10 protein-coding genes are annotated in these 22,018 nt (G+C 59.2%); 7 read left to right on the plus strand and 3 right to left on the minus strand.

What is annotated here, in order from left to right:
- The first annotated feature begins 179 nt into the window (after positions 1-179).
- The 4 genes from AC3WOY_RS29055 to AC3WOY_RS29070 all read left to right on the plus strand — a co-directional run bounded on the left by AC3WOY_RS29055 (position 180) and on the right by AC3WOY_RS29070 (position 11,538).
- On the plus strand, positions 180-5,063 hold the full coding sequence (locus tag AC3WOY_RS29055) for an Ig-like domain-containing protein (protein ID WP_492430044.1): 4,884 nt from the start codon (positions 180-182) through the stop codon (positions 5,061-5,063).
- Between the two features lie 151 nt (positions 5,064-5,214).
- On the plus strand, positions 5,215-10,203 hold the full coding sequence (locus tag AC3WOY_RS29060) for an Ig-like domain-containing protein (protein ID WP_492430046.1): 4,989 nt from the start codon (positions 5,215-5,217) through the stop codon (positions 10,201-10,203).
- A 116-nt stretch (positions 10,204-10,319) separates the two neighbouring features.
- Positions 10,320-11,204, plus strand: a complete 885-nt coding sequence (locus AC3WOY_RS29065) for a hypothetical protein (protein WP_492430047.1) — start codon at positions 10,320-10,322, stop codon at positions 11,202-11,204.
- Positions 11,185-11,538 (plus strand): nicotinamide mononucleotide transporter, encoded by a 354-nt coding sequence (locus AC3WOY_RS29070; RefSeq protein ID WP_492430048.1) that lies wholly within the window; start codon positions 11,185-11,187, stop codon positions 11,536-11,538. The genes AC3WOY_RS29065 and AC3WOY_RS29070 overlap by 20 nt, the downstream gene beginning before the upstream one ends.
- A 5-nt stretch (positions 11,539-11,543) precedes the next feature.
- On the opposite strand, the gene AC3WOY_RS29075 is transcribed toward AC3WOY_RS29070, so the two are convergent.
- The 3 genes from AC3WOY_RS29075 to AC3WOY_RS29085 all read right to left on the minus strand — a co-directional run bounded on the left by AC3WOY_RS29075 (position 11,544) and on the right by AC3WOY_RS29085 (position 13,529).
- Positions 11,544-11,924, minus strand: coding sequence for a hypothetical protein (locus AC3WOY_RS29075; RefSeq protein WP_492430049.1), 381 nt, complete (start codon positions 11,922-11,924; stop codon positions 11,544-11,546).
- Between the two features lie 72 nt (positions 11,925-11,996).
- On the minus strand, positions 11,997-12,926 hold the full coding sequence (locus AC3WOY_RS29080) for a type IV pilus assembly protein FimV (RefSeq protein WP_492430050.1): 930 nt from the start codon (positions 12,924-12,926) through the stop codon (positions 11,997-11,999).
- A gap of 69 nt (positions 12,927-12,995) precedes the next feature.
- Positions 12,996-13,529, minus strand: a complete 534-nt coding sequence (locus AC3WOY_RS29085; protein WP_492430051.1) for a site-2 protease family protein — start codon at positions 13,527-13,529, stop codon at positions 12,996-12,998.
- A 214-nt stretch (positions 13,530-13,743) separates the two neighbouring features.
- On the opposite strand from AC3WOY_RS29085, the gene AC3WOY_RS29090 reads away from it, so the two are divergent.
- Genes AC3WOY_RS29090 through AC3WOY_RS29100 form a run of 3 tightly spaced genes read left to right on the plus strand, consistent with a single transcriptional unit; the run spans position 13,744 to position 21,977 of the window.
- Complete coding sequence (locus AC3WOY_RS29090) at positions 13,744-20,052, plus strand: hypothetical protein (RefSeq protein WP_492430053.1); 6,309 nt, start codon at positions 13,744-13,746, stop codon at positions 20,050-20,052.
- Between the two features lie 12 nt (positions 20,053-20,064).
- Positions 20,065-21,258, plus strand: coding sequence for a hypothetical protein (locus AC3WOY_RS29095; RefSeq protein WP_492430054.1), 1,194 nt, complete (start codon positions 20,065-20,067; stop codon positions 21,256-21,258).
- Entirely contained in the window at positions 21,255-21,977 is a 723-nt protein-coding gene (locus AC3WOY_RS29100; protein ID WP_492430055.1) for a hypothetical protein, read from the plus strand. Before AC3WOY_RS29095 ends, AC3WOY_RS29100 begins: the two co-directional genes overlap by 4 nt.
- Positions 21,978-22,018 lie beyond the last annotated feature (41 nt).

Consider the following 22,018-nt stretch of genomic DNA (forward strand, 5'->3'; position numbering starts at 1 on the left):
AAATAGGCAGCGAATCGTTGGCTCCGGCCTATTTCTGCATACGCCTGATCATATCCGCAAAAAATGTACAGGAAACAAATGAGAAGTGCCCATTAGGGTCGCCTTACAAAAAGTTGTTGCGGCGTTTCTTGGCTACAGTTACGGGTACCGAAAAGTCACTCGCAAGAGGCTCTCCCGTGATGAAATTCCTTCGCACCGCCGCCACCGTCGCGAGCACGCTCGCTCTCCTCGCTGCTAGCGCAACCGCACATGCACAACTGACCTTGCGCGAAGCCGGCAATTCCTGGACCTTCGATATCGTTTACACGAAAACGAACGGCAGGACGTTAGTGCACAGGATTGGTACCCATTGGGGCACTGATACCCAGCTGGTCGATATGGTATGGGAAGCACCGGTTGTGTCGAAGTATAGCTACGAGGGCACTTACCGCGGCAGGGTCATGAACACCGTCCACCTCCAGGACGGCACGGTGTGGGCGTCAGGAACATACGCCCCTACCTTTAGCGCAGCTCGCTACGGTTCTGCGGTACAACATGCAGTCAATACGACGTACTACCGCATTAACGACGACGTACGCCACATGCATTCCACGGGGTCCTCTCAGGAGTGGACCGGGATATACGACGACGCACAGGTCGTTGTGATCAAAAACGACGGGTCGATGTGGGAGATGAGCCACGGTGAGCAGGCGTCGGCCAAAGTCACGTGGACGAAGCTCGGTGACGGGTTTGCGTGGGCTTACTATGACACCAATGGTGGATACCCAAAAAATTCCTCATATCTATATGCCGCAAAGGAGTCCGACGGCAAATTCTATTCCCGCTGGAAGGCCGATTTCGGAAAAGTCCTGAACGTGTCATCAAAGACGCTTCCCTCACGCGCAGTTCAGCAGGGTTTGACCTGGGCGACGGCGATCGCGAAGAGGAAGGAAAGAACTCTCATTTTCCTGAAAAGTGGCGACGTCCTGCGTGACTGGGCTGAAGTAGCAGGTACGCCCGATGACACTGTCGACTACTACGGATTCGCGTATAGCACGGACGCCATTGCGCTAAAAGCAAATGGTGAATTGCTTGTAAAGGGAAATACGTGTCAGTTCGGTCTAGCGTGCCCAAGCACCGCTACGACATGGACGCCGTTAGCTACCGGGGTTACATCATTCGTCTACACGAGCAACGCGCTGTTCTTCACAAAAAATGACCAAAAGATTTACTTCTCCGGCCAATTGGGCAGCCAGTATCTCGGCGACTCCAACCGGAACGTTCCCTACGGCGTAGCGGGTATCGTTGTCCCCAAGGAGAAGGTTGAGGAGCTGGTGAGCTCTAATAGGTCATGGAAGACGAAGGAGCCCGTCCCCGTACACACTCTCACAGATGCGATCGACAAATTCAAGATCGCGGCAACTGATGGACTGTTGGGATTCAACAATAGTCCGATTCACGTCGATTTTGAGCATGCGCCCGGCGCGTCGGTTTACACGCTCTACGCTGGTCTTAACGAAGACGGATCGGACAAATTCGCTGTATCAAGCAAAGTTAATCCACTGTCGAACGACAATTTCAACTTCAACTACAACCCGGCCTACTACGGATGCAGTGCGATAGGCGCATTCTTGCCGACAAAGGGCACCTCCTGCGCAACGGGGGAGGCGTTGACCAGCATGATGACCGGCGAAAACGACGGTCGAAAAGTCTACTTCTGGATCGAGGCGAAAAGCGCTGATGGGGCAGCGATACAGACAGTTTCTGATACCGGCTACTCCAATGCCGCTATCGCGGCTGTCAAGCTGGACATCGTCGGGACCTACAATGGAAGCGGCCGAGGTAGACCGACAATCACTGATGGCAACATCAAATGGGGAACACACGATACCTTCGCCTTCGAGGTGCTTTCTCCGCCAGCAAGGGCAGGAAGCGTAGTCAAAGCAACCGATGACGACGTGTTTACTTTCACTCCCAACGTGGACTGGACGGGCACGGATGAATTTGTCGTTAAGGTGACAGACAAGGCTGGGCGCTCGACACTGCACTTCGGCACCGTAAAGGTAGACTGTCCGCCGCCAACGATCAAAGGAATGCGTTCCGCTCCCAAGCCAGCCTTCAAAAATGGCCGGGTCATCATTACCTATGACGCGCCTGCCTGCTCCAAGAATCTCGGGATTGCAGTGATGTTGAAGGACGGAACCATTGACATGGGCAACCTGGTCCCCACCGACGCCGGATTGAACCAGCTGCCCACCGGGACTGATCGTGAAATCTCGATCAACTTCTCGAACCTGGCATCAAGGGAATACCGTGCAAAAGTGATCATGGGCGATTCGGTCTGGAAGACGTCTACCGACCGCGACTTCCCGTTTGTGCTTGTCGATCCGACGAAGACCGATTTCCAACTCAAGTCGGAGAATTGGTCGCCCCGCGCCTACCTGGACAGCATGCTGATCAAGCACGACAACTACGGTGACCCGTTCTGCAGGCTGACCACGGTTGAGCAGGACGCTCGCAACAGTATCGGCGAAGGGCTTACGTACAAGTGCCTGCTCGAGTGGGTCTCCTTGCCCGGCGGCCTAGCGCAGGTGAACGGTGTAACTGAGCCACAGTTGGCCGGCATCCCAACCGCTGAGGGCGAGCAGAAGATCGACTTTAAGATCTCGTTGTTCCGGGATAACGGCGAGAAACATACCTTCAAGGAGGCATCGAAGGTCTTTACCGCTCCGCGCCCGCCAGCACCAACCCAAACGCTTACCCCGACCACGGGGACACCGGTATTTGCCTTCCCGTCGAATGGCGGTTCGATGGCACGCGTCCTAGTCGATAGCATGAGCGCCGGCGTCGTCACGAAATACAAGATCGACGATGGCGAGATGCAGGAATTCGCGACGATGAAGGGCCGTGTCGACCGAACAATCGACGCAAAATCGGCTCCGCTTTGGTCCAAGCACACGCTTTACATGCGGACCTACTACGTCAACAAGCCGACGATCTACAGCGAAGAAACTGTCGACGTCCTGACTGCTCCGAGCGAAAAGATCAAAGTCGCCATGACGGCGCCGCTGACGGCGCTCGATAATGCGGTCACGCCAATCACCGTTAAAGTCGGCATTCCATCTGGCCCGGTCATGAACTACGACCCGGCGTTGCACGGAGAATGGAAGGTCTACCTCGCGAAGAGCGGCGCTGAGGGCGAGCTGGTGCCATTAACCAAGCCGGTATTGGCATCCAACGGCGTGGCAATGCTGGAAGCACCGGCCTTCAACTCGATGCTCGCGCAGAAGATCACGGCAGTCGCCGAGGTCATCTCTCCGCTAGAAGGCTTCACTAAGAAGATCGTTGCTGACCCGAAGGTCATCGGAATGGCGAAGGGTTCGCCGCTGATCGGCGAGATCGTTGCGAGCCGCAAGTCCGCGCCCGCGCCGGCCATGATGACACTGTCGGTAAAAATGGCAACGAAGGAGGATGCAGCGGCCATGCGCTCCGCAGACTTCATGGTTAGCACTGATAACGGGGCGACCTGGGCAAAGTACAGCAAGCCGGAAGAGGCCGCAGGCGGCCGCATGATCCGCTCCTTCCCGAACGGTTCTTACAAGGTGAAGGCGGTATTTACGAACAAGAATAACGGTGTGACCAGCGAATCGGAGCCGGTAACCCTCGTTGCATACCAAATGCCGAAAATGGTCATTGAGGGCGCAACGACTGCATTCCCCGGAACGCCCATTGTGTTGCAAGCAAAGTTTGAAGACACGGTGCAGGCCGCGTCCGCTGGCGCTGGCAATGTCGATGACACCCCGGTTGTGGAATGGGAAGTCGAGGGAAAGCCGGAAAAAGTTACATCGACCAGCCTTTCCCTAGAGTCCGTCGAAAAGGGTCTGGTTCGCATCGTCGCGCGTGCGCGATCGGCTGCAGCTGACCCGGCGGACCCAGCGTCGTGGACAACGCAGAAGCTGACCGCAAAGTTCCTCGACATCGGCGCCCCGAAGGTGACGATTACGGGACCGGCTACGGTTGAGGTCGGCAAGACTTATAACTACAAGGCCGTCGTAACGGAGCCGTGGGCGCCGGCAAAGGCGGTGCATGAAATCAACGGCGAATGGATCCTGCCAAACGGTGCGAAAGTCCCTGGATTCGACCTGACGTGGACCCCGACCGACGCCGATATCGCCACTGAGAAGCAGCCTATCGCCTTCCGCGCATGGGTCAACGGCTACGATGACAAGGGCGCTCAGCAATATGCCGAGTCGCGGGTGACGGTCTGGAAGTATGTCTGGCCGACCTTTGAATTGAAGGTGGTACAGGACACAACCTACGCCCCGTCAATCGTCAAACTCGATGTGGTGGCCACGGACCGCAAACTGCTCGGCCAGTACCGCAACGAGCGGCTTGACCTTGCCTACAGCTTCCCGCCCGGGGCGGAGATCATGAAGCACAAGGGCAGCCAGGCGCAACTGCGCCTGTCGACCGAGGGTACCTTCCCGGTGTCGGTTACCGTGTCGGATGGACGCGGAAATACGACCACGCTGACCGAAAACCTCATGGCGCTTGTGGCTCAACCGTTCGTTATCAGCACGAAGTTGTCGCCATCGAATGCACTCTGGCGTGCACCTGTGAGTGTGGTGGCCAAGCCGAGCGCAGCCGGCGGACATCCGTTCGATCGTGCCGCCACGTACGACTTCAAGCTCAATGGAGCGCCGGTCGAGAGCAAGGCGGGTGTAGGGCGCTTCACCCTCGAGGCGCCCGGCGAACATTCGCTCGACGTCACCCTGACCTCGCGCTTTGGCGCGGTCCAGACGGTAACCGTACCTATTACTGTGGTTCCGAACCAGCCTCCGACGTGCGATATCACGAACAAGGTGAGCACCACCACGCGGACCATGACCATAACAGGTGTCTGCACCGACGCCGACGGTAAGGTGATCGGCTACCGCTGGAGCGTCGACGGTGTCCAGATGGGTTCAACAACGAACAAGATTACCTACCCGATTGCTGATGTCGGCGGATCAATCAACGTCACGATGGAAGCCACAGATGACAGCCGTGCAGTAACCACAGTGAACAAAATGATCACCTTCTAGCACATGGAAAGGGCACCCAACGGTGCCCCTTTTCGTTTCCGCCGCAAGAAATTGATGTAACGCGCCCGGAAGGGCTGTCTTACAAAAATCACTTGCGGCGTTTCTTTGCTCTAATTACAGCACTAATAAAGTAGTCAGGGAGCCCCCCAAAATGTTCAACGTTTCGTCACCCCGTTTTGCACCTCTGGCCGTGGTCGCCGCGATGTTCATGTCGTTCGGTACTGCCGCAATTGCGCAATCTGTGGAACTGATTGGCGGGCCGCCGAAATCGGTATTCAAGCGGACCGATGGCAACTGGTATCTGAAGGCCAGCACGGGGTGGGAAGGGATCACCTTCGGTACCGCGAAACGTATCGATGTACCATTCGCACCGGACCAAGTCGCCAAGTTCGTGTACGGGGAAGTGTACTTGTTGAAGAACGGCGAACTGTGGACGGCTCGGACCGACATCGCCAGCCGTCTCTGGCAAGCGACCGCGCCGGCGGGGAAGTGGTACCGCGTCCATACCAACGCGAAGGACTGGTTCATTGCATCCGATTACGCAAACACCTATGACAAGGGCGATTATTTGCTCTACGTGTTGACGAAGGACGGGAAGGTCCAGGTCGGTGTAAAAACCGGTGGCTATGTAGACGTTCTCCCGGGCAAAGTGATCGAAAAGATGGCGCACCAGCGCTACGTTGAGAATAACTACAACGGCAGCTACACACGGAACCTGCACTTTTTCGGCACAGATGGAGTCATTTACTCCACCAACTCCTACTATGGGCCGCGCCCGTGGACGTTCGACGCCAACGGCAAGCTCCTTTCGAATGACAGTCAGCAACGTATTGCGTGGAAGAAGCCGCTAACCCAGCGTATGACCAACGCAGGTTTCACCCGCTTCGTTGACGCCATCGAGCGCATCGACGCGTGGAATATCTACACAAAAACCGGCGAAGTGTTCCGCATGACCACGACGGCGCCGCAGAACGCCTGGAGTAGTTACGAACTGAGTGCCGCTGCGCCCGAAGACAAATTGAACCTGCTTATCAATCAGAATGTCGCGTTGGGAATGCCTGACGAGGATTTCATCGATATGCAGGAACCCAATCCCGCGCAGTCTTCACAGGACAGTCACTGGTTTGTCGATCGGAACATTTCACAGGCATTGACCCGCGACGGGCGGGTTTTTGCTAAGGTCACGTCGGATAACAACTGCGCCGCCTCGCTAACGGCATGCGCAACATCAAATACAGGGTGGCAAAAAACCCAGGAAAACATCCAGATCATGGCGATGGGTTCTGGCGGTACGTACTACGTTACCAAGAACAACACCATCCTGTATTCGGGCGCCGCACACGGGTACAACTACCCGCCTTACAACCCCGGCGCCTACCTCCCCGACTCCGCACGAATCGGCGCCGGCCCCTGGAATGCGGGCAAGTTCCGTTTCGAGGCAGTAGGCACGCTATCCGGTGTACCTGACGCGCCAAAGAACGTTACGGCAACGGACGGCACCTTGAACAACAACGTCCAAATCACGTGGGACGGTGTAGTCGGTGCTGGCAACTACAAGCTGTACGTGTCGGACAGCAAGGGCCTAAAGGGCACCTACGTCAAGAATATTCCTGACTACCAGATGTCCACGATGGCATGGTGTGACCCGGCATTGCTGCCGCCGGCACCCGAGGGACAACCGGCGCCGACCTGCGACGCGAGCTACTATGTCAACGCGGCAGCGGGCAACCTGATGGCGTTGTACCGCGACGGCCGCAACCTGTATTTCACTGTCAGCTCGGAAAACGTCCTTGGTGAATCGACGGGCAACGGGCAGGATGTCGGGTATCCGAACCTTCCGGTAGCGAGCTCCTCCGTCGAGATCCGCGCGGACTATAACGGGTCCGGCCAGGCGACGCCAATCATTGTGGATCCGAACCAGACCGATATGCACACGGTCTCGATAACGAGCCAGCCGCTTGGCGCAGGAACGGTGACCATTGACCCGGTGACGAACAAAATGACGTTCGTCTCCAATGCTGACTGGACCGGGTCGAAGACGTTCACCTATATGGTGACGGATAAGGGTGGATACACGGTGGAAGGAACAGGCACGGTGCGAACCGCTTGCCCGAATCCGGAGCTGAAGCAGTTCCAGGTCGCTCCGTATCCCGCGATGGCCACCGGCTCCGTGACCTTGACCTATACGCTTCCAAATTGCGCAAAAAACACGAGTTTGCACATCCAGCTGTTCGATGGCACCCAGCCGATGGGTATCCTCGCGGATTCGAACTTGACCCAGTACCAGAAACTGCCCACTGGCACCGACAAGACGATCACGATCAATTACAACGGTCTCCAGCCTGCGAACTTCACTGCAGATGTGACGATGGCCGACAACGTCGAGAACGCGCGGGCACAAAAGAAGTTTGCGCTACATCTCCTTGATCCCTCCAAGGCCATCTACGACCTGAAGGCGGATACCTGGACCCCTCGGGCCTTCATTGATCCGGTCAATGTGACGATCGAGTCCTTCGGCGCGAATTTCTGCTCGTTGACGGCTCTTGAGAGCGAGGCGCGCGCAAGTCTTGCCCCGGACCAGTCACTCAAGTGCCTCGTGGAATGGACGCAGTTGCCCAATGGCGTCGTGCAAAAGCCGGGGCAGGGTTACCCGCAGCTCATCGGTTCGGCAGGATCCGTCGGCAACCATACGATTAAGTGGGACGTTTCCGTATTCCGCACGAACGGCGAAAAGGTCACCTTCAAGAATTACACCAAGACGTTCGCCGCGGCCGAGCCGCCGCTGCCGGATATTCAGATCCGCTCGTCCACGGACGCCGTGACCAACTTGTTCACCGTGCCAGCTTCGGGTGGCATTGGCGCCAAGCTGTACGTGGACTCGATGGGGGCGGGCGTTTCAACCTACTATTCCATTGACGGCGATACTCCGATCACGTTCGATACACCCAAGGGCGCGGCCACACGCTTCGTGGAATTCCGGCCGGGGGTGCTGTGGAGCACGAAGAAGGTGCAGATCAAGAGCGCTTATACCGCGATGCCTGGCGTGTTCAATGAGAAAAACATCGACGTCATTGTCACCCCGTCCGACAAGATGAAACTGGCGCTGGATACGCCTGCCGTGTCGCTCGACAACTCCACGATTCCCGTAAGCGTGCGCGTGGGCTTGCCTACAAACACCGGTCTGTCCTATGACCAGAACACGCAAGGCAAATGGATGGTGCGTATCGCCAAGTTCACCGAGAACGACAGCCTGGTCTACCTGACCGAGCCAGTGGAGATGGTCAACGGCCGCGCAAACGTCACCGTCCCGGCAACCAACACGATGCTGGCTCCGCGTTTGATCGCCGTGGCATCGGTCGTGTCCCCGATCGAGGGGTTCTCGTACGAGATCCGTTCGGACAGCCGCACTGTACCGATCAGCAAAGGCTCGCCGCTTTCGGGTGAGGTCGTTGCAAACCGCAGTTCCGCGCCTGCGCCCGCCGTGGTGACTTTCAGCGCCAAGATGGCATCGAAAGATGACGTCACCTCCCTCGGCGCGTCGGAGTTCTACATGTCGACCGATGATGGTGTGAGCTGGAACAAGGTGAGCAGCGAGCAGGAGGCAGCCGCTTTCCGGATGACGCGCACGCTCGGCTTGGGCAAGTTCCTCGTCAAGGCGGTATTCACCAACAAGAACAGCAACGCCAAATCTGAGTCCGCGCCGATCACCGTGACGACGTTCAAGATGCCGGTGTTCTCCGTGGCCGGGGCGACCGTGGCCTACCCGGGGACCCCGATCAACCTGACCGCAAGTTTTACCGAAACGAACGGGACGGTGTCCGGCGTGCAGGGCGCTCCGATCGCCGAAACGCCGGTAGTGGTTTGGGAAGTCGAAGGCCAGGACACCCCGCTGACCGGAACCGGTGTGGCAATCAATTCTTCCGAAACGAAGATGATCAAGGTGACGGCGAAGGCGCGCTCCTCCGCCGCCAATCCCGCCGATCTCGCGTCCTGGACCACGCAGCGACTGACGGTGAAATTCACTGCTCCGGCTGCTCCGAAGGTAACGATCGTGGGACCGCCGGTGCTTGAAGTTGGCCAGTCCTACACGTTCGAAGCACGTGTGACCGAGCCGTGGGCACCTGCCAAGGCAGCGCTTTCGATGCGCGGCGAATGGACTCTTCCAAACGGCCGCAAGGTCGAGGGCCCGACGCTGAACTGGGCTCCCGTCGATGCAGACATGAGTCCAACCGGCGAGAAGATGCCGCTGAAGTACACCGCCTGGGTGGAAGGGTACGCTGATGACGGGGCCGTCGCCTCCGGGGAGTTTGGCGTCCGCGTCTGGAAGTATGTCTGGCCGGTATGGGACCTGAAAGTGCAGCAGGACACGACGTACGCCCCGTCCGTCGCGAAACTGGACCTCGTCCTCGATAACCGCAAACTGATGTCCCAGTATCGCAGCGAGCCGCTCACGATCACGTGGGATCTGCCGGGCGACGCCGAAGTGATGAAGCAGAAGGACGGTTCAGCGCAGCTTCGCCTGCCGACTGGCAAGGCGTATCCGGTGTCGATCACGATCGCCGACGGACGCGGAAATTCCAGCACCGTGACCAAGGAACTGCTGGCGATTGACGCACCCGCGTTCAACATCGACATGAAGCTGTCGCCGTCCAATGCAATGTGGCGGGAACCGGTCAGCGTCAATGCGAAACCGGCAGTGACCGGCGGCCACCCGTTTGACCGGATCATTGGCTATAGCTACTCGGTAAATGGTACGCCGGTAGAGAACCGCGGCGGCGTTGCGCGCTTCCTGCTCGAGAACGCCGGCAACCACCAGGTGGAAGTGACGGTGACGTCGAAGATGGGCGCAACGCAGACCAAGACCTTCCCGATGGTGGTCGTGCAGAACCGCGCTCCGTCCTGCGACTTGACTGCGAAGAACTCGCCCACGGCACGCACGCTGTCGTTTAGCGCGACCTGCGGCGACTCCGACGGCAAGATCGTCGGCTACCGCTGGACTGTGGATGGGCGCCCGATGTCCGCCACTGGCAACCGGGTCACCTACGCCTACACCGCACTGTCGGGTTCGGTGCCTGTGGAGATGGAGGTTCGCGACGATTCCGGCGCTACCACCACGATCTCGAAGGTCGTGAGCTATTAAGCGGTAACGGCCATGATGGAGAACGGCGCGTGACCCGCGCCGTTTCTTCTTTGATAAGTTGAAATTAAGCACTTCGGTTGATAGGCTCGAACGAACCTGTTCACCGGAAATACCAAATGAAAAAAGCAGCGTCGCTCGTCCTTTCCCTTCTCGCCGCCTGCCCGATGGCGGCAACGGCTACTGCCAGTTCCCCGCGCTATCTCATTGATGACCGGACGGCACAAACCCTCGTCAAGCAGTGCGGGATGGACATCCAGATCAAGGAGTTCGCCGCTCAGTCGCAGGCAGGCCTGGTCGAAGAAATGAAAAACGCCGATCCGGCGTCGTTGGACAAGGCAAAGCGGATCGCGCAAACCTTGAACTCGGAGGCAGCGGTGCGCAAAGCGTTCGTGAACCGCGTGCGCCAGGCGGTCTCGCCGGAAGCCAATAAGACAAACCTCGATTTTTGTGCGACCGACCTCGGCAAGAAGGCCATCCGCATGCAAAAGGACTTCCTGATGGGTGACGGTAAGTTCGATGCGTTCGCTCGAAAGTACGAGAGCAATCCTCCTCCCCAAAGCCGCATTAACTGGGCAACGCGTGTCGACAACGCGATTGGCATGTCCAAGGCGATGGTTGAGATGCAGTATGCGTTGATGAAATCGATGCTCACGACGATCAACGGTACCGTCGCTCCAGACCAGCGCAAGTCAGCCGCGGAGATCGAGCAGGTCGTGTCGGCAATGCGGGTCGAAACCACCGAAATTGCGCGTAATGCCGCGATCGTCAACTTCATGGCGGTGTTTGACGGTCTCTCCGAGCAGGAGTATGGCCAGTACGCGCAATACCTGATCTCCGAGCATGGCACCGCGTTCAACCGCGCCTCCTATGCCGCCCTGGTCGACCACGCTGTGAACACCGGAGAACTGGCAGCGAAAATGATTGCCGCACCAGCCGTCAAGAAGACTGCTTCACCCACGAATTCCAGATTGCGAACAAGCGATGAGCATCGACATCATTGAGTGGATGGGCTGCGCGACAGGCATCGCGGGGTCGCTGTTGCTGGCCTCCCGCCACCGCCTGGCCGGGTGGGGGTTCATCCTTTACATGGTCTCCAATAGCGCGTGGATGACCTATGGCATTCTCTCCAAGAACGTGCCCATGATCGTTATGCAGGTATTTTTCATGGCCACGGCTGTACTTGGAACCTACAACTGGCTGATCAAACCACGCCTCAGGGGAGCCCAGATCGCAGTAGTTGAGGAACGGCCGGCCCAACTGGTCGTTGCCGCCGAAGGCGCCCATAGTGTGGTCGCCGTCCCTGAGCAGCGCACCGCGCACGCGAAAGCGGCATAACCGCCTTAGCGGTAGCGGGTCTGGCAGTAGGCAACGAGCCCGCCTGCGCCAACCGCAGTTACTACTCCCACCCCGATCACCACTGGTGCGGTAATAAAACCCGTGGCCGTGCCGATTGCACCGAGGGTGCCCGCCATATATTTGCCGCCGACGGCCGCAATCGCCGCGCCGGAGCTATGAGGCAGTGACGACACCCCGATCGCCTTCAGCGCAATGCCTCCCCCCGCTGTGATGGATCCGGCGCCGCTGGTCACGCCGGCGATGACCTTGCCCGCCGCACTGTTGACTTCGTTGCAGGTCCGTGCACCGAAATCCCGCTCAGCCGCATTGGCGTTGATAGCGGCAGCGATCAAGGCGAGGGTGAGTGCAGGACGAAGTATCCGCATAGCAGCTTGTCAATATGGCAGGGATTTCAGTGTACATCAGGTGAGCGGCCGGTGCTGCCCACCGGCAGCCGCTCAGTATCGGCGCAACTCCAGTGCGCGCGCGAGCTGTAGCGGAACGGCGCTGCTGGGAGCGCCGCCGACCGGTGCCAAGGCGATTGCTTCCACGCCACGCCGAACGGATTCCGCTTCTGCCCGGGGTGCATCGTCCTGCAGCAGGGTCGCCACGACGCGCGGCGTCGTGTCAGCGTCCCGATCGAGCATGGTCAGCGCCAGCTCGGGGCGCATGATCTTGACGACGTCCGGGCTGACCCCGCCCTGAATTAAGGCCGATTTGACGAAGTAGGCTCGGGAAAACGCCATCTGGAGGCGCTTTTCGTCACTCCCTTGCTTGCCGGCCCAACCCTTGATTTGAATGCGACTAGCGCTGCGCGACACCTCCGCGAGGCTCCTTAGGTTTTTGACACTTTTCGGTGAAGTCAGGGCAACTTGGCCGACAGGGAAGGGTAGAACGTGGTGCAGCTCTTTCGACGCCTTCAGCGGGATGTCACCGGGCTGTTGACCCGACGGCGCGGGAGCCTGGGGGGCCGCTGCCGCGACGAGCGTGGAGCCGCTATCGACCTTCCATCCGGTCGGCATCAGTGCGAGCGTGTAATCCCGGAACACCTTCCCATCCCGGTTCTCGACCCCGACCGTGACCTCGACGGCGCGTTCGGCCAGCGGCTTTACGGACTCCACCACCAGGTAATGCGCCCCGTTTCGTTCGACCAGGGCGAAGCTCAGCGTCTTTTCCCACTCCTTCTTGGCTCCCCCGGCTTGCGCGGACTTCGAGGCAATGCCAGCCATGAGGCCTTGCAGCTCGTCCGGATGGTCATACGCAAGGAGGATCTCCGCACGGAGCGGTCCGCCCGCCTTGGACTGGATTTTGAGAGTGCCGAGTTCGACGGCCGCGTGCGCAGCGGGGAGAGCGGCCGTGAGGGCGGCCAGTAACAGTGCTTTTTTCACGTTGAGTACCTGCTGGAGAAGTACTCGCGATTCTAGGGTAATTCAAAGCAGGAGTCTAAATACCGTGACCTACAGGGCACAGATGAAGATCACGGCGCCGATTACAGCCCAGCCGGCGGCGAGCAGTTTGCGTTTCGTGAATTCCGGCACAACGATTCCCCGCTTGTGCAACGCCCACTCAAGTAGCGGCCACCCGTCCATCGGGGGAAGGGGGATGAGATTGGTGATGGCGAGGAAAAGGCTTGCCTGCCCGCAGATCACTACCAGCCAGTTTTGCGTCAGGTATCCGGCAGCGAGAAAAAGAACACCAAGCAGGACCGAGGCGAGCGGACCGCCGGCGGCGATGATGGCGCGTTTCGATACACCCGCGCGTAGGTATCCCTCTGACACCACGTAGCCCACAATCGGGAACAGTCCGAATTTATGGACCAGTCCGCCGATCTTCACCTCGAACACCGTGAGGGTGCCGATCGAGATCTCGTCCGGCTTGACGCCGACTTTATTCATCGCCGCCACGTGCCCGTACTCGTGAATGATCAACACAAACGTCACCATCGCCCACAGGACGCCGATCGCCAGCATCAGTCGAAGTATCAGTTCCATCTACCGGTCTCCAACACGCAGTCATGACCAAAAGGATACACGACCGCAGCAGGCTAATGCCATGGCTGGCCCCTTCCTCCCATGGATATGGGATCGCGCCAACGTCACGCAGTGCTAATTCGATTTTCTTGATGTACTTGCATATTATCGTGCGGCAACAGCGTGAGATGATATCGCCTTCGTCTCGCCATAACGAACCTGGGACCGGACACTGATGACAACGATGAACGCCGAGATTTTCCGCCGAGTGATGGGTTGGGAACAACAACACATCAACAAGTTGAGCAACGGACTGAAGAAGCTCTGGGACGCACCCGGGGGCGAATGGTCCAAGGACCCCGCCAAGCTGACGGCGCAGCTTTTCGAGAAGCTGAGCGACGCCGAAGCGTTCAAGGATTTTCACGCCTTTGTCCAGTCCACCAAGTTTGACCCGCGCAACCAGGAGCGAAACCATCAGGACAAAAGCCTGTTCAAGTATTTCGTCACGCTCCGGTGGTATCAGCGCGGCATGGAACTGGTCGCCAAAGAGGAAGAAAAAAACCTAAAAGACATTTCGGACGACATACAGGACGTGCCCAACGATGAGCGGCCCGTCCGGCTTTGCCAGCACCTCCGCAACATTCCCGGTGCAGAAGACTTCATTACCTGCTACGAGTGGTTTTCGCAGTTCATCCGGCGCGAGGACGATGCTGACATATCCGAGAACTGGCTTGAGGAAGCACAGGATATGCTCGGGGACATCGCTTTCGCTGACTACTACATTGATGCTTATGCTGCAGAAGCGGACTGCGCTAACGCATACGGGGAGATTCAGGAACAGGTCACGTTCCTTTCCAACCTGTCCAAGCAGGAGATGATTGACGACCGTATCTCAGTTATCGACGCTGTTGCAAAAATCCTGGTACGTATCGGCTACCTTGCCAGATGCGATCGGAACGAAGGCCTGCGTAAGGGCCTCGACTACATCACCTCATGCATCCGCGCTGGCGACTTGGCCAAACGCATCGATTGGTTCCTCGAGCAGGTTTCCGCTGCCGATCCACGTGGTCGCGCACTGGTTACCGGGGGAGTCGAACAAATCGTCCGAGCGCTGGACAAAATCGTGAATGCGATGACAGTTGAAAAGCGAGTCCAGGCCTTGATCGAAGAGGCAACTTCAGCACGGCAGTACACAAAGATGGCGGAGCTCGTCCCGCAAGCCGAGGCCGCCAAAAAGGACGTCGACACGGCGATGGAAGAATTGCAGGCCATCCCGTCCAAACCCAAGACGCCCATTTCGGAAGACCCGGCAGACTGGACGATCACGCAATTCGTCATCGCCTTGGTGCAACGCTGCCAGGCAACGGATCACGACACCTTCGACCTTACCGTCGAGCGCCCTGATCTCCGCGACGCTACCCCTGAAGCACAAGGCAAAGAAGGCGATGACGCAGGCGAGGAGCCGGATGCGGCGACGATCCCGGCGGAAAACGACAAATTGCGTCCGGCACCGTCCGCCCCGGAATTGCGTGAGGCACTGTCGACCGCATTCGGCAAGAAGCCTCCACTCGGGCCTTCGACGCCTGTAGTTATCCCCAAGCCCGGCGACACAACACCCATCGCCCCCATTACTAAGGACGCGCTGGCCGGAATCGTTGGGAACGCCAAGAAGCACTCTCTGCCCGCGCCCGAGACGCCCGCGAGCGCAACAGCCTCCGCGGAGCAATCGTGCGTATCCGCTGGCGAGGCGACGCTCGAGGCCGCTGTCGAGCCCGAGGTCGCGATAATGATGGAGGAGACCGACTCGCAAACGACCGAAAACGACCCGCCGGCGCTGGCCGGGGTTCCCGCTGCCAGCGACGTGGCCAAGACTGACGAGGCGGATGAATCGATTGCGTCAGCATCAGAACCGGCTGTCTCCGCAATCGACGGCTGCTTTAGCGCGTGCGCCGAAGGCCGCTACGACGTCGCGTTCTGGCTCTCGTGGCTCGCGCATCGCAACCACGAGCCCGACTGGTCACACTCGGCGTTCACCGCTTTCGTGTTCGGCAACCGGATCCTGCCTGGCGGATTCATTGGGGGCGAGCTCAGCAGTAGCCTTGCCGAGCTGGAGCAGTCCTTCCCCGACGCGCCGCACAATCGGATCTTGCTCGCAGGGGCTCTGATGGCGCCGATGCTGTTCTGCGCTGACAAGCCGTCGAGCATCTATGCGCTCCGCGAGAAGGCTGAAACGGGACTTCCGAAGCTCGACGAGATGTTCAATAAGCTGGTCGACCTGGGCAACAAGTCCATTTACCTGACCCCATCGGATGTCATGCTCGCGGGCGCATCGACGGACCACTCGAAAGAGCTGGAAGAACTAGCGGTTGAATCCGCCAACGAACTACACAAGGCCCGCGTGTCGAAGATGGCGTTCTGGCCCGGCGAATCCCTCATTCACGCCATTTACCGCGAGGGAATGCCGCTGGCCATGTTGCATGCGATCGTAACCGGCAACGAGCGTGCGAAGATTCAAGAAGCAAAGAGTCTGATCGAAAGCATCTCGCCTGACACCCTTGCCGACAGCTACGAACTGGCGCCGGGCTTGGTTCCGGGGCGCTGCCCGCCGATGATCGGACCCGCACGTGCCAAGTTCATGCGCTACGTCAACACAAGCCTCGGGCTTGCGCGTCGTTGGGTGGAACTCACCGAGATGTCGACTGGCACCGTTGATAATTTCCGCCGCAAGGAAATCGAGGCGTTACGCACCTACATCCGCAAAGCCGCGCCAGCGGTTATCTCTGAAATTCAAGGCAACCTCGGGCGTAATACCGCGATGATGGACGCAGCCCTGCAGTCGGTTTCGTACACCGTCAAGCGAATCAGCAGCGTCCTGGCCGGCGAACCGCTTCAGGTCGAACGCGACATCTATACCATGCTCGCGCCGCACGCCAGTGTGAGGCTCGACGACGACTTCATGCCGCTGGACGGCGCTGAAGACGACCTCGTGCACATGCTGCAGCATGCCCTCAAGGCCAACCCGCAGGCGGCTTTCGAGGAAGCGCTGCGCCGCCACGAATTCGTGCGCGCCAAGTACCTGGTCGATACCTTTGCGCTGTCCGAGCGCGCGCAGGACGACTATTCCGAGGCATTGGAAAAGACAAGCAACGATCTCCTGATTCAGATTTACGATCTCGAGACGCGGGTTGAAGACGCGTACCTGTTGGGCGAACTGACCGAATTCGAGCAGCCGGAAAGCGCCGGTGACGGTCACGGTGAGACGGAACGGGCCAAGCAACACGTCAACCGGTCGGAAATTCTCGGCAAACTCATGTCCGCCAGGACAGCGCTTACCGGAATCCGTACCGCGGACGAACCTCGAATGCTGGAAGTGATCGGAAAGATCGGGGAAGTGGCTGCTTTCACTGACCGCGTTAAGGCCGCGTCGCAACTGAAGATGGAGGAGCGAAGCGTCGAGATCGCGAAGCTGTTCCCCGACACGCCCGAAGGGCAGGAAGATCGCGAGTACTTCGTCCAGCACTTCTCCGCCAGCACCGGCGCCGGCGACCAGGTCGCAGCCGCCGAAATCATTCATCAGGCAGAAAACGCCCTGCGTGCTCATCGCCGCCTGGCCCACACGCAGGTAAGTGGTTGTTCGCTCGTGCGTGAGTTTGAAGCCGCTGAACCCATCATTGCTGAAGCATTGCAGAAGGCTGACCAGCGGCTGGACGAGTTGATCAAGAGCATCAAGGGCGGCACGGCGGCGTGGGGACTGCCGTTCGATACGCTCGAAAAACCGCAACGCGAATCGGCAATCAAGACGTTCGAAGGTATTCAGCGTGCCCGCGAAGGACTGGCCTCCGATTCCACGCCCACGCTCGTGCCGCTGATCGTTGCCGCATTGGGTATCGAGATGGTCGGGGAAGTGAAGATCCGCACCCGGGGTAACGACTACCGCGTCGCCGATGTCGGACTGCGCTTCAACCCGACGTGCCCGGTGCCCGCTTTCGGGTCGGAATTGAAGCGCAAGTTGTCGGTTCTGCTGCTGTTGCGCCGCTACACGGAAGATGAGATTCGGGAGTTGGTAGGACAGTTGGCACTCAAGCGCGCCCCGCTACTGGTACTGTCGCTGCATCCGATGAGCAACCTGATGCGTCATCGTCTGCGCGCCTTGTGCGCGGCGGATCAGATGCAGTTGCTGACGGTCGACCTGATCAGCCTTATTTTCATCCTCAGTCGCGCAAACCGGCAGCAGACTCTGTTTGACGTCGCTTTGCCGTTTACATATTCGCAACCCTATCAGATGAAGGGCGAGAGCGTTCCGGAAGAGACGTTTGTCGGCCGCGAGCGGGAGGTCAATAGCCTGCTCGACAAGGATGGGGCGTGCATCGTGTTCGGCGGGCGGCAACTCGGCAAGTCCGCGACCCTGCGCCACCTGGTGAACAAGTACCATGAGCCGAAAGCGAACCGGTACATCCTGTACCGTGACATCGACGATTTGGGCGCAGGAACTGAAGCGTACGAGAAAGTACGCAGCATGTTCTGGGAATACGTTGCCAACGAACTGACGCTGTCCGAATTCGCAGACTTGAAGGCAACGGTGGCCAAAGCGGGGCATCGCATTGAGGCAGCGGTGACGCAAGCGATCAAAGAAGCGTTCGCCAAGAACCCGTCGCTCAGCCTGACGCTTCTCCTCGATGAGGCGGATGACCTCATCAACCTCGACGCGCAGCATGATTTTGGCCTGATCAAGACGATCCGCGGCCTGATGGTAGACACGAATCGCCAGTTCAAGGCGGTGTTCGCCGGTCTCCAGTCGGTACAGCAGTTCCAGCGGTGGAAGAACCATCCGTTCGCGCAGCTGGGCAGGGAAATCGTGATCAGCCCGCTGCCCCCCGAGGCGGCGCAGCGTCTCGTGGTCAACCCGATGCGTGCACTCGGCTTCGAGTTCGAGAGCCCCGAGCTGGTTCTGCGGATCATGTCGACCGTGAACTACCACCCCGGACTGATGCAGATCTTTTGCCACCGCCTGCTGTCGCGGTATTACGAGAAAACCACGCGCCAGAAGAAAGTGCAGGGCGCGGTACGGGTCATCACCCGCGATGACCTGCGCGAAGTGGAGCGCAACCCGGAACTGACGGAGGACATCCGTGATCGCTTCGACTGGACGCTGGATCTGGACGACCGCTACAAGGTCCTGGTCTACGCACTGGTCCTGAGTGGCAATCCGACGCAGGCACGCAGCGAGTCGGAATTCCAGAAACTTGGCGCGTACTGGTGGGGCGCGGAGTTCGCCTCGATGGACCTTGCAAGCATCCGTTCCCTGCTGGAGGAGATGGAGGGTCTCGGGGTGCTCGTCCGTACCGACACCGACGGCAGCCGTACCTACCAGTTGCGCAGCCCGAACTTGCTCCGGCTGCTCGGCAACCGCGACGTCATCGAGCACGAGATGGAGCGTCTGATTGCGCAGCAGTCGCGTCGCAAGGCGAACCCGCGCGAGTTCCATCACTACCAGTCCGGAAAGGGCGCTCACTATAGCGCGCTGACGATGGGGCAGGAAGCTGAACTGTTTAGCCGCCCCGAGGCCTCCGGCGTAACGCTGGTGTTCGGGAGCCGCGCGCTCGGCCTGCCCAAGGTCGATGACAACATCGTGCGCGTCGCCAAGGCGTTGGGTGAGGGGCAGGACGCCTGGGCGCGCAAGGACGTCGGCGAGCAATTCATGGGTAACGTCGAGCGCTTCTCGGCGGAAGTGGTGAAATTCTTCCGGCCCCGCGACCGCAAGCACCTCTTTATCACGGCGCCCGCGGAACTGTTGGCGGCGGGCATGCCACTCAACGATGTGGTGAGGGACATCCAGTTCCACTGCAAGAGCACGTGCAGCAAGAACTCCAAGGGAAGGCTGTTCGTGACGGCCGGACCGAAGCAGCTCTGGGACTGGCTGGTAACGCGCCGCGTGCATGCGGAACGCAGTTCGGCCGGTGACCGCCGCGCCCATTCCGACACGCGGAGCACCCAGTTCAGCGAGATCATCCTGCAACCGTGGAGCGATGGCGCCGTGTGGAAGGGACTGGAGGTCGCCGGCATCCGCAACAAGGCGAAGCAGTTCAGCAGCGAGATTCAGGAGAAGAGCGGGGGCTTCCACTTCCTGGTTGAAGAACTGGTCAACGAATGCAGGACCCGCGATATCACCAGTGCGGATGCCGCGCTGCCGATCCTCGAGGAAAGGCTGGGCGCGGTCGCCGCTGGCGACGTGCGGGAGCTGTTCGGCATTACCGACTTGCCGCACGCATTGCGCTGCGCGGCGGAATCGATGTTCCCGTTCGTGCTGGAGGAGGACAAGAAGACGGGCCGGTTCACGGTGACCCGTGCCCTGATGAGCGAGGTGTTGTCGGAGCTGGATGGCGACCAGTGGTGGGATGTCTTCGCGGATTTGAGCAAGGACATGGCAACCGACGTCTTCATCCAATGGATGACGCATCTCGGACTGCTGCGCGGTACGTCGCATTCCGCGGACGAGTTTGTGGTCCCGGCCATTGTCGCGAAGACGTGCTTCGTGGGTTGTTAGCAGAAAGAAAAGATGGAAATATCATCAGCACCGTCGATTGTCAGCGTTGCCGAACATACGGTCACGGACCTGCGGGGGGGGAAGGTCGCATTCTTCCATCTCCCGCCCATTGCCCGCGCGCAGGACTGGGAAACCGAACTGGTTGCGGCGATCAGCCGCAGGCTGGGCGAGGGGGTAAACACGGTTTTTCTCGACGAAAACGACCCGCGCCCTGAACACAGCTTTCAGCAGGAGATCAATGACGAGGCAAAAAGTCTCGAAGAGGCGTTGGAAGGGTCGTTGATTTCCCGGCGAGTGACCGTCCTGTCGGTGGGCTTCAGTCGTCCGCCCTCCCAGGCTTGGGGAAAGCTCTTCGGAAGGCTGGAGCGGATGTATGAGAAGTCGGTGGAGGAGGGCGGCTTGCGACCGCTCGTGGTGTTTTGCCACGGTGCGCGGGTACCGGTCACCAAAAGCTCTCCCGCAGTGAAACACCGCTACCTTTGGAATGCGCTGCGGTGGGAAGACATGCGGGGACTGGCGACGGCCTGGCTGGAAAGCGAAGCGACGAATCCGTTGACGAAGGCATGGCAGATCGCGTCCTATACGGGCGCGGCCAACGGCGACCCTTTTCTGTTGAAAGCAATCTGCGCGGAGGCGCCGCGCCAGATCGTAGGCATCCGTAACGGCTTTTTGAGCGGCTTGCAGACGGATGGCAAGTGCATGCCCGACGCGATGGAACTGCCCCGGAGCGAAATCCGCTGGAACGTTCCGGACGCATATTGGCTGCGCTGGGAAAGGGGGGAACTTGCTGGCATGACCCTCGATCGCGGGCCGCAGATCCCGTGGGAAGGCGTGGCGCCGGCGGCGGCACGCGATTACGAAGACCGACTGATCTGGCAGGAACAGGTTACGTCCCTGCTTCCAACCCTGCTCGAGTTCACCCGCCACGCTGGGTATTGGATTTCGACGCATGTCACTGACGAGTGGGAACGGCTGATTGTGGAGGAGGGTGACCAATACACGGCCGTAGAACCGGGAAAGATTATCTTCATCTTCGGCAAGCACCGCCTCAAACGGATGCCGGACGGGCTGTACCGGCTGTTGCATGCGCTGAAGGAAGCGCGCAACCATCTCGCCCACACCAAGCCGCTCGATACCGGCGACATTCACGCCGTATGGGATGAATTCTGCAGTTGCCAGGAGCGGTTCGGGAGACAGGCAAAATGACTCAGCTGCAGATCGCGTACGACTACATGTTTGAGACGGCGCTTCCCCTTCGAGAGGCGACTCGCATTCTGCGCGAGCAGATAAGACGTTTTTTCCCGCCCGATGTCGCGGCAAAGTTCCTGTTTTCTCATGGTGGGGATCACGATAATGAAGGAGAACCGGGCGCCCTGCCGCGGTTTGTAATGACGGGATACAAGAACACCGTGTCAGTGATTGCAACCGGCGATGAGATGGGAGCGCTTTTGGACCGGTACGCGGTCCAATTACGGCTGGTTCTGGAAGAAGCACTTGGGGAGCGCTGCTTCGCAAAGCGCACTGTTACCCTGCAACGATTTGAACTGGTAGAAGAGCCAGTGGACTACGTCATGTACCGATTCACCTCGCGCAGCAAGGTGAACAGGCGGCAGCGCTTGCACCAACTGCCTCCTGATGAGCGGCCGCTTGCACTCGCAGAATTGGTCGACCGTTATCTTCTAAAGCAGATCAGCTTCCTCCAGCCGTCAATAGCGGGGCTAACGGGCCTTGTTATCAGGAACTCGATTGAGCTAGAGGATGTGATCGCACCCGACGAGAGCGTGCCACGTGCTCAACGCAGCTCCTACGAAATATTGATAAAACGGGCACGGTTCACGATGTGCGCAAACCTGGAGGGATACTGGGCCGCCGGCGGCCACATGTCCCGGGGGCAAGGTCGGATTATGAAGTCGTCGACGGCTTAATCCCCTGCCGGTTCCGACAGGGGCCGTTGCCCGGGAGTGTA

It is taken from the genome of Noviherbaspirillum sp. FW303-A3, assembly GCF_058788695.1.

What these genes read in the sequence shown, in the direction of transcription:
- AC3WOY_RS29055 (WP_492430044.1), top strand. Translation starts at nt 180, where the DNA reads ATGAAATTCCTTCGCACCGCCGCCACCGTCGCGAGCACGCTCGCTCTC.
- AC3WOY_RS29060 (WP_492430046.1), top strand. Translation starts at nt 5,215, where the DNA reads ATGTTCAACGTTTCGTCACCCCGTTTTGCACCTCTGGCCGTGGTCGCC.
- AC3WOY_RS29065 (WP_492430047.1), top strand. Translation starts at nt 10,320, where the DNA reads ATGAAAAAAGCAGCGTCGCTCGTCCTTTCCCTTCTCGCCGCCTGCCCG.
- AC3WOY_RS29070 (WP_492430048.1), top strand. Translation starts at nt 11,185, where the DNA reads ATGAGCATCGACATCATTGAGTGGATGGGCTGCGCGACAGGCATCGCG.
- AC3WOY_RS29075 (WP_492430049.1), bottom strand. Translation starts at nt 11,924, where the DNA reads ATGCGGATACTTCGTCCTGCACTCACCCTCGCCTTGATCGCTGCCGCT.
- AC3WOY_RS29085 (WP_492430051.1), bottom strand. Translation starts at nt 13,529, where the DNA reads ATGGAACTGATACTTCGACTGATGCTGGCGATCGGCGTCCTGTGGGCG.
- AC3WOY_RS29090 (WP_492430053.1), top strand. Translation starts at nt 13,744, where the DNA reads ATGACAACGATGAACGCCGAGATTTTCCGCCGAGTGATGGGTTGGGAA.
- AC3WOY_RS29095 (WP_492430054.1), top strand. Translation starts at nt 20,065, where the DNA reads ATGGAAATATCATCAGCACCGTCGATTGTCAGCGTTGCCGAACATACG.
- AC3WOY_RS29100 (WP_492430055.1), top strand. Translation starts at nt 21,255, where the DNA reads ATGACTCAGCTGCAGATCGCGTACGACTACATGTTTGAGACGGCGCTT.